This window comes from Maribacter sp. PR1 (assembly GCF_028464145.1).
GTDB lineage: Bacteria > Bacteroidota > Bacteroidia > Flavobacteriales > Flavobacteriaceae > Maribacter.
In genome coordinates this window covers 241,669-256,026 of record NZ_JAQPCG010000008.1, presented here as the reverse complement: position 1 = coordinate 256,026, position 14,358 = coordinate 241,669, and the positions used below count along the sequence as shown (strand labels likewise).

Genomic DNA, 14,358 nt, shown 5'->3' with positions numbered 1-14,358 from the left:
GCTTTTCTTGGTAGTCCTTTTTTCCTTGCATACCTCAAGTTACGATCGATCCCCGGATCGGCAATGATCAAAACCGATTTTTTCCTAACTTGTGCAACAGGCACACCTGTTATACCGAATTAAAAAGGCGGATAAAAAACATCTCAATCAAAGAAAATCAGGACACAATAGAGCAAACCACTACCATAAAAGAAAGTTCAGCCCTTACATTGGAAGACCAAAAAGTATACATTCAAAAAGCAATGGAACAAATGAAATCAGATGAGGCTTTGGTGTTACGACTCTTTTACCTTTGTGAAATGAGCCTTAGCGAAATTGAGACCATTACAAAATTCAGTGCTTCAAAAATAAGGGTGGATTTACATCGTGGACGAAAAAACATAAAACGGGAACTGGAGTTTCTGCTTGGGGACGAAATAAAATACTTTTTATGAAAGAGGAAGATTATAAAGCCATCATAGGAAAAAGTGAGGTAAATACGAACGTAGATTTTACGGATAAATTAATGTCCAAAATTGAAAGTAGAACGCAACTGGAAAAACAGGTTGAATTTTGGTCCGTACGTCAAATAGCCGTTGGCTTCGTTTTGATTGCTGTAATTTCAGGTTTTTTGAGTTATAATATTTCAGTATTATTTGTAATAAAGAGCAGTGCGGCCATCCCGCTTTTATGGTCATTAATTCTGCTTTTGGGATTGAGTTACCTTTTATCTATTAATAGGTGTCAATCTTCCTTAAGCTCTAAGATTTAAGTATTAAACAGTAACAAAAACTTGGTAATCGTATGGTTATCAAGTTTTTTTTACGTCTATCCTTTGCGGCTTGGCACCTATTTTGTTGCTCAAATTTATTTTGGGGGTATTAGAAATAGTGATGTTTGTGTGCTTGGGCAACTTTTGGGCATGTAGCGTGCAAATTCCCGTTACCATAGTCACTAATAATTTAACTATTTATTTCATAAGTTTATTTAATTGAAGTGATACATTCTGTTCAGTTGAGTTTCCAAACAGTATTGTTTGTTGTGGAAAAACTGCTCCGTTGGGTTCCCCCAATGGCAAAAACTTCTCCATTTAGATTGACCAATGTATAGAAAATGGCTCTTATCGGAACCGAATCAACCGTCGTGGTGGCAACCCAATCTTCCCCGTTAGGGGATTCATAAAAGGTTGAACTGTTATTGGGACCATCCACAGGAGCGGTCATCAATATAATTTTACCATCCAATATTACTGTCCTTACAGAGTTTATGCCTCTCTCGCGAATTTCTGAAACTGCTGGGCTTGACCAGTTGACTCCATCCGTACTGGTTCTTGTGCTGATCTCTTCAATATCCAATTCAGGATTTGGCTCAAAGGAATATAGGTTTTCATTCAAGCTTTCAAGCTGAAAACTGTACTTTGTATCAAATCCATGATTTTCTATTTCCAAATTCCAATTAAGGCCGTCCATACTGCTGTACACGTAGCGTTCTGGGGATAGGTCATCAATATCGCCCGAATATCCTGCAATTCTAAATATTTTATTTCCCAATACTTCAAACTTTGAAGATTGATATTGTACAAAGGGCGCGATCTCCGTTTCTTCCTCCCAAGCGATACCATCTTCAGAGCTAAATATTTTAGTGGAGAGGAAACCTTCGGAAACACCTCCATAAATCCACAACTTGCCGTTAAAGACAATCAATTTATGTCCATAGATGCCACCAAAGGGAAAATCACCTTCCAAGGTCCAATTTTCACCATCATCGCTGGACCAGATATCCGTAAGGGGAATATCTGCTTCATTGCGTCCTCCAATCACCCAAATTTTATCATCAAAGACTTCAACCCCGGTAGCTTTTCTAGCACCATATGCAGCATCTTCAGTAATTAAACTTGGAAAAATGAGCTCGGTGGTAAAGGTTTGAACTTCGCTTTCCGCTACCGTTTCACCATCTTCATAAGCAATAATTTGCCAAAAATATTCAGAATTTAAGTCAAGGGAACTGGGTTCTAAAATATCATACATGGTCGTGGTAAGTCCCGAATCTATTTCGGTCATTGTACTTTCAGAAGTTCCGAGCAACAGGGAATACGTTATCGGTTGATCGCTATCGTAGTTCTCCCAGCTCATTGTAGGCGTTTTGGAAACAGGGGATTCATTGTTAGCGGGAGACAAGGTTACCAATGTTTCTATAGGGGTCTCACCGCCAATACCGTCATCGTCATCAACGATTTTTCCATTTCCATTGTCATCACTGCTACAACCAAGCAGCCATAAGGTAAAACAAACGATAATTGGTTTAAAGAAAAGCTTCATGGGTGTTTTAATTTTATTGATTGTACATGTAAATTAATATGCTAAGCCAAAGTGATCCATTACTTCGTAGTAGGTCATTTTGTTAAAATCTAATGTTTGCCCTTCTTTTGCAACGGTATTGCTAGCGGGAATGATTACATATCTGAAATCGGTAAAGACACCAAAGAATGTTGGTGTGCCATCAACAGTTCGGGCGATAAATATTATTTCTCCTAAAGTTTCAGGAAATACTGCATAAAAGGTCTTGTTACTGAAAACGACTGGTATGGGGACTACGTTTACGCCATCTCGGCCATAGACCAAAACAGTACCGGAATTTATGACTTCACTGGTGAATGCTTCATCTGTTACCGTGAAGCTTGTGTAGCTAACGGAGTTGTTGGAAAACTCCTCTGGAATCCAAGGGGAGGCAATAACATTGACATTGCTAGCTTCACCCTGTTCACCTTGAGGACCGGGAGGACCTTGTTCACCTTGGGGGCCAGTGGCACCATCCATTCCATCTTCAGCAGAACAGCTTACCAACAAAATTCCCAATAATAAAACTAGTGTTGTTTTTATAGATATAATACTTGTTTTCATAATGATGGTTGAGGTTTAAATTATTATTTGCCTTATTGATGTTTATTTCCTCCTTGGATTATATTTTAGAGAAATGTGTGCTTTTGATGACGTTATTTTTACTCACTATCTTTAGCTTGTATTTTCCCTTTTGCAATTTATTCACGTTCAAATAGATCTCATATCGAGGAACTTCATCAAGTATGCCTTCATACCTCTTTTTCTTCATGATATTATGAAGTGTTTTGTGTTAGTCAATCGGTAAGGCTGAATCAATGGATTGTGGGCATTCATTCAACTCTGGAGCAAACATAATGGTACACGATGCCAAGGGCTATGAATTATGTATCAAAGCCTATGAAATATGTAACAGGGCAGGAAAATCTTGGTCCGAAAAGGACTTAAGAAGGTTGTTTTTTGCTGAATTCAGAGGGCGAGGTTCCATATGTTTCCCTAAAACACTTTGTAAAGTAGGAATGGTCATTAAATCCGACCTGATAGCCAATTTCGGAGATATTGATATCACTTTTTTGTAGTAGCGAAGCTGCCATTTTTAACCTTTGGCTGCGAATAAATTCCGTAGTGGTCTGTCCCGTGAGCGCTTTTAACTTTCGGTGCAATTGCATTCTGCTCATACCCAATGTTTTTGCAAAAGCTTTAGAATTAAAATCAGATGCCACCAAATGAGTGTCCAAAACATCTTGAAGGGACTCCAGGAAGCGTTCGTCATAAGAACTGATGGATATATCCTTTGGGGTTAAAATAACCTCTTGACTAAAACGCTCTTGTAGTTTTCTACGGCTTTCCAATAAGTTTTTTGCAGTCTGCTTCAAAATTTTGTTGTTGAACGGTTTGGTCAGATAGGCATCGGCACCTGTTTCCAATCCTGTCAGTCTATTTTCATCACCGGCCTTCGCGGTAAGCATTAGAATGGGAATGTGGGACGTAGCGTCATTGATCTTACAGTTTTCGGTCAATTTCAGTCCGTCCTCTTCGGGCATCATTAAATCGGTTATGATAAGATCTGGTACCTGCTTCCGTGCTTTTTGAAAACCGGTGTTTCCATTATCCGCGGTAATAATATTGAATTCGGTATCAAAAATAGAAGAAACGTAGGTACGTAGATTCTCGTTGTCATCCACGATTAAAATGATATCCCGGCTTTCATCACTTTCCTTAATGAATACTTTACTATCATCCTCAATGGCATGCGTATTTTCTGGATAGGTTTCTTCAAAAGCTTTTGGTATGGGACCCGTCACCTTTTCTTCGCTGGAGTAATGGGCTTCAAGTATTGGAATTTCTATGTGAAAAGAAACGCTGTTAGCACTGCTTTTGGCCTCAATGTTACCCTTGTGCAATCCGACCAGTTCTTTGGTGAGCGCCAGTCCAATGCCAGTGCCTCTTTTATTGGTATGAATTTGGTGAAAGCGGTTGAATATTTCCTGCAATTCTTTTTTTGTAAGGGAGGCCCCCGTATTTTTTACTGATAATGAGAGGTTGCCCTGTGCTATTTCTGCCTCAAAATTTATCTCGGCATTTTGTGGACTGTATTTTAGTGCATTGCCCAAAAGATTGCCAACCACCTTCTGTAGTATATCGGTATCAAACCAATAAGGTTTTTCATCTATGGAGATTTTAATTTGGAGTTGTTGGGACTTTTTTTCTGCGTTGAACAAGAACGATTCTGCCAGTGATTTCAAAAAAGTGGACAATACTGCTTCACTGACATTCAGTTTGTAAAAACCTGACTCCAGTTTTGATAGGTCCAGCAACTGGTCGACCAAAGTGGCGAGCTGTTGGGTGTTCTTTTGGGCAATGGTCAGGTTTCGTCTATCTTCTTGGCTTAGTTCCGCATGCTCCAGTTGCTGTTCCACTGGGCCCTGTATTAAAGACAATGGTGTACGCAGCTCATGGGATATGTTGGCAAAGAAGTTTGACTTAGCTACATCCAGCTCTCTTAATTTTTTGTTTGTTTTTTGCCGGTTGCTATAAAGCGCAAAGAGAAACAACCCTGCCAAGGATGTTAAACCTATTCCTCCCAAAAAGAGATTACGCTGGTTCCTTTTTTGTTGTTCGGCAAGTTCATTTTGTGATTTTAGTAGCGCTATTTCTTGTTCCCTTTTTTGTGTTCGATATTTGGCTTCCAGGTCCAATGCCAGACTTTTTTGCTTTCGGGCCTCTAGAGAATCTTGTAGAACTAATGAGAGGCTGTAGTAATTGACTGCTTGTTCAAAGTCGCCAGTTTTTCTGTTGGATTCTGCAAGGCTTTTGGTCACTCCCAACAAAATACCACTAGAACCGGCATCGGATTGTTTAAAATAATCATATGATTTTTTCAAATATGGGATGGCTTCTCTATACCTTTTAATTCTTTGCAGGAAACCGGCGTAGACTCGATTGGCGTTTGCAATTTGATGTGAATCTCCTGTCTCGGAGAGAAGGGTAAGCCTTTTTTTATAATAGGCATCGGCTTGATTATAATTGTTTAAGTCTGTCTCAATAATCCCCAAAGACCAATAAATAATAGCAGCCTCTTCTGTAGAGCCGTTACGTTCAAAATAAGCCAGACTTTTCTTAAAATAGGGCTTGGCCTCTTGATATTCCCTTCTTTGTCCATAAATATTTCCCAGCATTATATAGCCGTAGTGCTCGTCGTCTCTATCATTTATTTCCAAGGCCATCTTTATGGCACTTCTAAAATAACCTTCTGCCTTTCCTATATACGAAGTATCTTGTACACTATAAGTTCTCAAGAGTACTTTGCCAAGGTTGAAAAGTGCATTTACAACATGAGAATTTTTTTCACCAGAGTATTCAGAGATAGAGTCTACCTGCTGATAGATTTCAATCGCATCAATGTCTTCAAACTTTGAGTAATGTATGTTTCCTATGGAAAGTAAGGCACTGGTGGTAACTTCGGGTAATTTGTTTTCAATGCCCAAAGCAACCGCTTTTTTGGCATAGCTCTGTGCGGAATCGTAATTGCCTTTGTGAAAGTAGATATTGGCCACCTCACTTTGCGCTTTGCCCATGAGTAAAGGTGACGACGCATTTTTTGCAATTTTTAAATTTTGCAATGCCGGCAGAAGTGCACCGTCATATGCTGAGATTTTTGATAAGGAGTCTATTTGTGATTGATTGGTCAAAAACTCATGAGGTATATTTTGACCAAATGATGAAATATAAATTGAAGTCAGAATTAAAACTAAGTTATTTTTAATCATAAAATCAATTTTTTCATCAGCCAGAATAGTGAAGTTAAATAAAATATTACTTACTGGATTTAGTCACGACCAGATTTTGTCGTTCGGTGACAGGACTTCAATTAAAGCTTACTTTAACTTTGACTATAAGTCTTCCTTCACAAAGCCTTCTTGGGACTTTGTGGAAATAATTGAACAAAGAACATAGGGGAATTATAAATAATTTAAAAGGAAGTCGTCCACTCGGATTTTAGTACGTCCTTCCTTTGCAAACCCTTCTAGGGTCTTTGCCGTCTAAGGTCGCAAATCCGTCTGACCGCCTATCAAATCTTAAGGTCCTTTAATAAAAGAAGCCCTGGTTATTTTTCGGTGCATCGAAAAACAGGGCAGTGCCCAAGGACTTCCTATCAGGACACCGTCGTCTCCAGTCGCTTAACTTCCCGTACTTTCCCTTGCCAATGGTAAGGAACAGATTTTAAAATTGGTGGCCAAAGGGAAAATCTTAGGCCAAACTTCGGTTTTTTCCAAGGAATTCGCCAATATTAGTGCAACAGCATTGGACGATTCGAACGTCTGTTTTATTCCAAAAACTAATATTAACGTGATTTTGAACAGAAACCCGGACTTTGCATTTGAACTATTGGAGCAAATGGCCAATGATTTAAAAGAGGCCGATAACGTAATCATCAACATGTCCCATAGGACATTAAGGCAGCGAATAACTACAGCCTTGTTACATTTCAAGCATAATTTTGGGGAGGATTCTGATGGATTTCTACGATTAAACTTATCAAGAGAAGATATGGCTAATCTTGTGGGCACTGCAGCCGAATCATGTATCCGGATCATTTCCGAATTTAAACAAAAAGGGTGGATACATACATCAGAAAAAAGATTAGTATTTCGAAAACCAGAAAACTTCAGGAGTTGGTTCAGGGATTTTAAGTGGCAACATTTAGTGTATAGAAATATTATCCTTAAATCTATTCTTGTCTATTCATTAAATTTCAGAATACCATAAATCCTTCTTAATAAATTTATTTCGGATAAATATGTCCGAATTAAATTTATCATTATCTTTGTATCCAATTTCAAAGCAATTTAAAATGTTTTCTAAAGCATGTGAATACGGTATAAGGGCCTCAATGTACATCGCCCTTCAATCGCTTGAGGGTAAGCGGGTAAGCTTAAAAGAAATAGCCGAAGAAATCGATTCGCCGGTTGCGTTTACTGCTAAAATACTTCAACAGCTGTCAAGAAACAAAATCGTCGATTCGGTAAAGGGATCGGCAGGTGGTTTTCAAATTGAGAAAGAACAAATCAAAAAAATCAAACTGAGTGAAATAGTATATGCTATAGATGGCGACAATGTTTATGTGGGCTGCGGCCTGGGACTGAAAAAATGTAATGCGAACAAGCCCTGCCCCGTACATGATAAATTTGTCGCGATTCGGGACAATCTAAAGAACATGCTCGAAAGTGCCAGTCTTCAAGAAATGACCGAAGGTCTAGAAGTGGGGACGACCTATTTGAAACGTTAAAAAAAATTTAAACATAAACAGGATAAATTTATCCGAATTTCTTTAAAAATCATGAATAACATGGAAAATACCTTAGAAAAAACAATCGGACAAATGGTGGCCGACGACTACCGCATCGCACAGGTTTTCAAGAACCATAAAATCGATTTTTGCTGCAAGGGCAACCGTAGTATTGAAGAAGTATCCGAAAAATATGATCTCGATGTCAATGTGCTGCTCGGTGAAATAGATGAAGTACAGCTGCAGAACAATAACGATAATGCCGATTTTAAATCGTGGCCGTTAGATCTCTTGGCCGATTATATCGAGAAAAAGCACCACAGGTACGTCGAGGGAAAAATACCGGTACTGAAACAATACCTTGCCAAACTCTTTAAGGTACATGGCGAAAGACACCCCGAGCTTTTCGAAATCAACGAACATTTCAAGGCATCGGCAGGCGAACTGGCCATGCACATGAAAAAAGAAGAACTGGTGCTCTTTCCGTGGGTGAGAAAAATGGTCAAGGCAGAACGGCAGAACGAGCCGCTTGACAGCCCACATTTCGGCACGGTCAAGAACCCCATCTCCATGATGATGCAGGAACATGAGAACGAGGGCGAACGCTTTAGGCTTATTGCAGGGTTAAGTAACGATTATACCCCCCCTTCGGATGCATGCAGTACCTACCGTGTAGCGTTCGCGTTGCTCAAGGAATTCGAGGAAGACCTGCACCGGCATATCCATTTGGAAAATAACATCCTGTTTCCCAAGGCCGAGATTTTGGAACAAAAATTCGTTGTATAAGGACTTATGAAAATCAGACCCATTAAGCGCAACAAGGCACTACAGGGAGTAAGCCGTGAACACCATCACGGCCTACTGCTCTGTTGGAAGATCAGAACAGGATTCTCAAAGGGAATCTCTGAAGGGCGTATTAAAAAATATGTGGACTGGTTTTATTCGACCCATTTGATTCCGCATTTTAAACTGGAGGAAGAGCACATATTCCCTATCCTTGGCAATCAAAACGAGCTGGTCCAGATGGCGTTATCCCAACATAAAAGCCTTCATAGGCTTTTTGCAGAGACAGATGCGCCCTCAAAATCCCTCAGCTTGATTGAAGAGGAACTGGAAAAGCACATCCGTTTCGAGGAACGGGTTTTGTTCAACGAAATACAAAAAGTCGCTACCGAAAAACAATTAGAAGCAATTTCAAAAATTCATACCGATGAAAAGTTCAATGACAATATCAATGACCCATTCTGGGTCTAAAAAAAGAACGTACCCAATATTAAAGTTTTACCAAAGCCTTTTGGCCGAATTTAAAAAGCAACAAACGGGCTATTCAACAATTGCCATCATTGGTCAGAGCTGTTTAGGTTCCGTCGCAGTGATGCTGCTGTTGATGAGGGGAGTAGATCAAGTCATCAATCTCTTTATACTCTTTTTGGTAACCTTATTGTGTATGGCTTTCAATGGCGCGGTTTTGGCCCAATTAAAAACGAAAACAACTTTTAATCTTTTGATTTTAAGCATTGTGTTCAGCTGTTCGGTAATCGTTGCCAATTTGATTTGAGAACGTTCGCGCGGGTGTCGGTCTCACCTACTTAATTTCGGCAAATACTAATAAATGATACCCTATAATTTGTATAGTTAGGAATCCTTACTATATTTACAGTGCACTATTGCAAAAACTTAAAAACAAGGAAGTATGAAAAAGTCCATTTTTTATCACGCGGGGTGCCCCGTTTGCGTAAGCGCTGAACATGACATCGTTAATTTGGTCGGTTCCGAAAATGTAGAAATAGTGAACATCGGCGAGAACAGGTCAAGAATTTCCGAAGCGGAAGCTGCGGGAGTCAAATCCGTTCCCGCATTGGTAACCCCGGGCGGAAATGCATTGCATATCAATTTTGGAGCCTCCATGTCCGACGTAAAAAGTTGATATTGTAAAAGTTTCGGTTTGGGGCCTATGTAAAACACAGGGACGGCCGCAATATGCACTTCGATATTCTAGTACCAAGCGATTTGAAGGATGAACGCACCGTATTCGGTTTCGAAAAGGAATATTTGAAAACAAAATCCGTGGAAAACCATGAATTGTCTACGAAGGAATGCCAATTTTGCCATATTGAGCGGGCATCAGACGAAATGATGGAGGCCATACAGATAAACGGCTATGTCATCATCGAAATGGAAAATTGCGATTAATTGATTAGGATTACTAACTTTGCCTGCCGGACAAATCTCGGCAGGCTTTTTTATGATGGACAGCAGTGTTTTCAATCCGGACCAACATCAAATGGATATTTCCAGAAAAATCGTCGCCGGTCTGCAACGAATTTCGGAAGTATTCAAGGTGTTACTTTGGGAAAAGGCCAAAATGGTAGGACTTAGTCCCATTCAGATCCAGATATTGATATTTATTGCCTTCCACAAATCGGAACGCTGCAACGTAAGTCTTCTGGCCAAAGAATTCAACGTTACCAAACCCACGGTAAGCGACGCCATCAAGGTGTTGGATAAGAAAGAAATGATCCTCAAAGATTTTTCATCTTCGGATAGTCGAAGTTACAACATACACTTATCTACTTTAGGCAAGAAGATAGTCGCCGAAACCAATGACTTTGCCGATCCCCTAAAAAGGCTAATCGATGATTTTAATATAACCGAACTGGAAATCGTTTTTAAAACATTAAGCGAATTGATTTACAAACTTAACCGCAACGGAATCCTTACCGTACAACGCACGTGCTACGGCTGTACCTTCTATCAAAAAAGCAAAAGAAAGGATTATTGCAATTTACTGGAGAAGGAACTGGTGACGCAAGACATTCGGTTGGACTGCCCTGAGTTCGAGGCAAAGAAGTAGGGTAGCCCGAAGTTTGGTTTTGACAATTGCGTTCTCGATATCCTAAATGGTATAGAGTTCTGATATATTAATAATGACAATAAGTGATTTTATCAAAATATTTGGAGGAATTACATAATTGGTACCGCATTATCCATGCGCATAAAGATTGGGCAAGTGTTTGGATAATCAAAAAAATTGAAGATAGTTTGGGTCTAAAATTTGTGGTCGAACCCCTTGACTCCGCTCAGGGTGATACCGGCAATGTTTGTATGGCCAACAGCCCAGAAATCCGCAATGATTATAAAGATACTTTTACGCCCATCGATTTGTTGGACTATATCTATGCCGTACTGCATTCGCCCGGGTATCGCGAGAAGTACAAAGAATTTATAAATATCGATTTTCCAAGGGTGCCGTATCCCACCGATCAGAACGTTTTTTGGCAATTGGTACAACTGGGTGGTGCACTGCGGCAATCGCATTTTTTGGAGTCGCCCAAATTAGGGGAGTACATCACTACCTACCCCGTAACTGGCAATAATAGTGTAGAACGAAAACTCACAAGTTCAAGTCCCGGTTTTGAACCTAACACTTCTACGGACCCTGAGCCTAGCCGAAGGGGCAAAGTCTGGATTAACGACACCCAATATTTCGATAATGTACCCTTGACTGCCTGGGAATTTTATATTGGCGGCTATCAGCCCGCCCAAAAATGGCTAAAGGACCGTCGTGGCCGTACCCTTGATTTTGAGGATATTCTTCACTACCAAAAAATCATCGTCGCCCTGACCGAGACGCATCGGTTGATGCAAGAGATTAACGGAATCGATATCGTTTGATCGCTATCCTATTCTTGTGCTATTACCCTTTTGCACCAGTAACAACAATGCCAACGGAATCAAAAAACTTGCGGCGGCCAACACGCTGGAATATCCATCGAAAATCGACAGACCTTGCCATGCGGCTATTCCCTTATAAAAAATAAGAATCTCAGTCAAGAGAAATCCTATAAAATATAATAAGGATGTCTTCCTTGAAATTTTTATCAATTCGAAATAATCCAAAAATAGGAACAGACCCAAGGTCACTACGCCTAAAAATGTCCAATGCAGATAGCCGATGGTAAAATCGAGATAGGTAGCGGCAAGGTTTGCGAAATAAGGAAAAGCCGTCAGCAATTGAAGCAGCATTTTTACAATCAACAAAACGGCTACGGTCATTAATAACCGGTTTTGAAATGGGGAAAACACAGAATTCATTTTCTCCTTCTTCTTGGTACATTCGTTTAGTAAAATTCCAAATGCGGCCAACTGCAATACGCCACCTATTCCTCCAAAAAAGTTCAATAGCATGGGCGGATTCGCAAATAAGGTGGACAAGAAAAAGGAGAGAACAATCCCAAGGTTGATGCTCCAAATAAAACGTCTACAGTTTTTAGGGGATAGACTGATTTGATTGCTTTCCAGAATAAAAAGAAATATACCGAAAAGGGCCATAATCATCCACCCATTATAAAGAAAATGTAGATAAAAATAGATGGCCAATCTGTACCAGATAGATTCCACTCCCAAGGTGTTCATGATCACACCTAAGGCCCAAGGCCCCAAACTCGAGATTAAGAGATACCAAAGAGCAGAGGCCATACATCTATAAGAATATAATTTTTTGAGACTTATAGGAACGTTATTGAAAAAGAACCATGCGAACCAATATGAGGCAAATAAAAAAAGTGTCGAAAAAATAATTGAAAACAGCGCATAACCCATAATAGGAAAGGTCAACAGCATACCGATCAAGGTAACCTGGGTAAACCTAAAAATATTCCGATACTTTTTATCTAAACTCAAATTGCTCAAATACAATTTATAGAGCAACGTAGTAAGTGCAAGATAAACCCACCCCAATAGAGCGATATGTGAATGAGTATGCACAAGGAATTTATAGTTAATTGGTATTACTGTCACGGAAAAGAATCGCAGTACAACCCCTAAAAATGCTGCAAATAGAAAATAGGTCAGTGCAATCTTGATATGCCTATTGTGGTTGATTATCATTGTTTGTTCTAGGTGGCGGTACTATATTGTTTTAATTTCCTGTGAATGAAATGGGAAGTTCGAACACCTCAAGTTTAAAATAAGGCAATGCTGCCAAAAGGTGGTCGAAGATATCGGCCATAATATATTCGTAATTTTCCCAACGCTTGTCGGCACTAAAAGCATAAATTTCCAATGGGATACCCTGAGGTGAAGGAGCCAATTGGCGCACCATTAAGGTCATTCCCTTGTTCACGGCAGGATGGTTTCCTAAGTATTCCTGTACATATTTTCTGAATACTCCGATATTTGTAAGATTGCGTCCGTTTACGGCCAAGGCCTTATCAATTTTGTTCTTTTCGTTATGGGCATTTATTTTTTCGTCTATATCGATAAGATAGGGGCGTACAAGCTCTATTTTCTCAAGACATTCTACATCTTCATTGGTGAGGAAACATATGCTTTTTTGACTGATAATCAATGACCGTTTTATTCGCCTTCCTCCCGATTCTTGCATTCCTCGCCAATTTTTGAACGAATCGGAAATCAATGCATAGGTTGGAATGGTGGTAATGGTCTTGTCAAAATTCTGTACTTTTACCGTGGCCAAGGTAATCTCGATGACATCGCCATCGGCACCGTATTTTTCAAAAGTTATCCAATCGCCGATACGTACCATATCGTTGATACTGACCTGAATACTAGCTACGAGACCCAGAATGGAATCTTTGAATATCAAAAGAATTATTGCGGAACCTGCACCAAGCGCGGTAAAAAACTTCCAAATTTCGACGCCTGTAATTATAGCGAATATCGTCAAAATACCTACAAACCAAGCAAAGATCATAAACACCTGAATGTAGCTGTTCATTGGTTTATCTCGAAATCTTGGTTTAGTCTTTAAGTAATCATTTGTACTTCTAAAAATGCTTTTGACCGTAAAAAGGGTCAGCACCACAAATAGAATTTGGAGTATTTTTAATGCGATGGCACCACCATATTCGAAACCGATAAAAGCAATGGGAACAAGCTCGAACAAAACAAACAATGGTATGATGTGCGCCGCATAACGGGGCACTTTGTTGGCCACTAAGAAATTATCAAAATTGGTCTTTGATTTACGCGCCAGTCTTACGGACACCGAACGCAATACTTTCCAAATAATCAAATCCAATAAAAAGGCCAGAAGGAAACCTGCGACCAATAGAATTAAAAGGTTCAGGTAAGAGACGGCCGTTTCGTCCATACCCGTTTTTAAAAGATAGTCGTAAAGAAGTCGCCGTAGACCCTTGTCCATTATCGAAATATAAGAATATTATTAAAAAACAGAGGAAAGATACGATTTACTAGCTATTCTATCCTTCTACCTTGTGTGGTAAACGATAGGCCTTGGGTACCGTAAGTTGAGATCATGACACCTTCAAAAAAAGGCTCGGTCGAATTAGGTTTTATTTTCCAATCGAATATGAAATTGGCCCCTGTTCCCTTGGCTTGATCAAGCTCGTCTATAACGATTTCAACACTTTCCAAAGGAGCAAGATATATAGGTTTGCTAAAGTAGGTATGTATCGGTGTTGCTCGTGTGTCGAGATACTTCGCCTTCGTTATATACAGGGTATCCTCTAAATTCATATTTCGGATACTGGCTGTTACCGTCAGATTATGCGTTTTATGCTCCGAAAGGCTGTATATACGGGAATAGACTGAAAGATACGATTTGCCTGTCTCTAGCTCTTTCAATGTTTTTGCATCAACGATTCTATTGGTAAAATCCTCGTGGTGTGGTTCATTTTTTTCCTCCCATTTCCCACAAGAGATTAACATCAATTGAAGTATTAAGACTGGAATAAGAAGTTTCATATTATGCTATGGAGTTAAGTTCTA

Annotated in this window: 17 protein-coding genes; 11 read left to right on the top strand and 6 right to left on the bottom strand. The window is 39.6% G+C overall.

The window, feature by feature from the left end:
- Nucleotides 1–89 precede the first annotated feature (89 nt).
- Both PP182_RS17410 and PP182_RS17405 read left to right on the top strand, forming a co-directional pair.
- On the top strand, nucleotides 90–434 hold the full coding sequence (locus PP182_RS17410; protein WP_272652543.1) for an RNA polymerase sigma factor: 345 nt from the start codon (nucleotides 90–92) through the stop codon (nucleotides 432–434).
- Nucleotides 431–751: a hypothetical protein gene (locus PP182_RS17405; RefSeq protein WP_272652542.1), complete on the top strand. Its 321-nt coding sequence runs from the start codon at nucleotides 431–433 to the stop codon at nucleotides 749–751. The genes PP182_RS17410 and PP182_RS17405 overlap by 4 nt, the downstream gene beginning before the upstream one ends.
- Nucleotides 752–989: 238 nt before the next feature.
- On the opposite strand, the gene PP182_RS17400 is transcribed toward PP182_RS17405, so the two are convergent.
- The 3 genes from PP182_RS17400 to PP182_RS17390 all read right to left on the bottom strand — a co-directional run bounded on the left by PP182_RS17400 (nucleotide 990) and on the right by PP182_RS17390 (nucleotide 6,085).
- Nucleotides 990–2,297 (bottom strand): hypothetical protein, encoded by a 1,308-nt coding sequence (locus tag PP182_RS17400; RefSeq protein WP_272652541.1) that lies wholly within the window; start codon nucleotides 2,295–2,297, stop codon nucleotides 990–992.
- A 33-nt stretch (nucleotides 2,298–2,330) separates the two neighbouring features.
- Complete coding sequence (locus PP182_RS17395) at nucleotides 2,331–2,879, bottom strand: hypothetical protein (protein WP_272652540.1); 549 nt, start codon at nucleotides 2,877–2,879, stop codon at nucleotides 2,331–2,333.
- Between the two features lie 380 nt (nucleotides 2,880–3,259).
- Entirely contained in the window at nucleotides 3,260–6,085 is a 2,826-nt protein-coding gene (locus PP182_RS17390; RefSeq protein WP_272652539.1) for a hybrid sensor histidine kinase/response regulator transcription factor, read from the bottom strand.
- A gap of 463 nt (nucleotides 6,086–6,548) precedes the next feature.
- On the opposite strand from PP182_RS17390, the gene PP182_RS17380 reads away from it, so the two are divergent.
- From PP182_RS17380 to PP182_RS17340, 9 genes are all read left to right on the top strand, one after another.
- Entirely contained in the window at nucleotides 6,549–7,085 is a 537-nt protein-coding gene (locus PP182_RS17380) for a Crp/Fnr family transcriptional regulator (protein WP_419197738.1), read from the top strand.
- Nucleotides 7,086–7,170: 85 nt separating this feature from the next.
- Entirely contained in the window at nucleotides 7,171–7,605 is a 435-nt protein-coding gene (locus PP182_RS17375) for an RrF2 family transcriptional regulator (protein ID WP_272652538.1), read from the top strand.
- Between the two features lie 60 nt (nucleotides 7,606–7,665).
- Nucleotides 7,666–8,391, top strand: a complete 726-nt coding sequence (gene ric, locus PP182_RS17370; protein WP_272652537.1) for an iron-sulfur cluster repair di-iron protein — start codon at nucleotides 7,666–7,668, stop codon at nucleotides 8,389–8,391.
- 6 nt (nucleotides 8,392–8,397) lie between these two features.
- Nucleotides 8,398–8,859 (top strand): hemerythrin domain-containing protein, encoded by a 462-nt coding sequence (locus tag PP182_RS17365; protein WP_272652536.1) that lies wholly within the window; start codon nucleotides 8,398–8,400, stop codon nucleotides 8,857–8,859.
- Nucleotides 8,816–9,163, top strand: a complete 348-nt coding sequence (locus PP182_RS17360; protein ID WP_272652535.1) for a hypothetical protein — start codon at nucleotides 8,816–8,818, stop codon at nucleotides 9,161–9,163. The genes PP182_RS17365 and PP182_RS17360 overlap by 44 nt, the downstream gene beginning before the upstream one ends.
- A 135-nt stretch (nucleotides 9,164–9,298) precedes the next feature.
- Nucleotides 9,299–9,532: a thioredoxin family protein gene (locus tag PP182_RS17355; protein ID WP_272652534.1), complete on the top strand. Its 234-nt coding sequence runs from the start codon at nucleotides 9,299–9,301 to the stop codon at nucleotides 9,530–9,532.
- 53 nt (nucleotides 9,533–9,585) lie between these two features.
- Nucleotides 9,586–9,798, top strand: coding sequence for a DUF2024 family protein (locus PP182_RS17350; protein ID WP_272652533.1), 213 nt, complete (start codon nucleotides 9,586–9,588; stop codon nucleotides 9,796–9,798).
- A gap of 19 nt (nucleotides 9,799–9,817) precedes the next feature.
- On the top strand, nucleotides 9,818–10,459 hold the full coding sequence (locus tag PP182_RS17345; RefSeq protein ID WP_272652532.1) for a MarR family winged helix-turn-helix transcriptional regulator: 642 nt from the start codon (nucleotides 9,818–9,820) through the stop codon (nucleotides 10,457–10,459).
- A gap of 83 nt (nucleotides 10,460–10,542) precedes the next feature.
- Nucleotides 10,543–11,280, top strand: a complete 738-nt coding sequence (locus PP182_RS17340) for a type ISP restriction/modification enzyme (protein ID WP_272652531.1) — start codon at nucleotides 10,543–10,545, stop codon at nucleotides 11,278–11,280.
- A 3-nt stretch (nucleotides 11,281–11,283) separates the two neighbouring features.
- On the opposite strand, the gene PP182_RS17335 is transcribed toward PP182_RS17340, so the two are convergent.
- The 3 genes from PP182_RS17335 to PP182_RS17325 are packed head-to-tail and all read right to left on the bottom strand — an operon-like array spanning nucleotide 11,284 to nucleotide 14,334.
- Entirely contained in the window at nucleotides 11,284–12,495 is a 1,212-nt protein-coding gene (locus tag PP182_RS17335) for a hypothetical protein (RefSeq protein ID WP_272652530.1), read from the bottom strand.
- A 31-nt stretch (nucleotides 12,496–12,526) separates the two neighbouring features.
- Entirely contained in the window at nucleotides 12,527–13,771 is a 1,245-nt protein-coding gene (locus PP182_RS17330; protein WP_272652529.1) for a mechanosensitive ion channel family protein, read from the bottom strand.
- Nucleotides 13,772–13,824: 53 nt separating this feature from the next.
- Nucleotides 13,825–14,334: a DUF3124 domain-containing protein gene (locus PP182_RS17325; RefSeq protein WP_272652528.1), complete on the bottom strand. Its 510-nt coding sequence runs from the start codon at nucleotides 14,332–14,334 to the stop codon at nucleotides 13,825–13,827.
- Nucleotides 14,335–14,358: the final 24 nt, after the last annotated feature.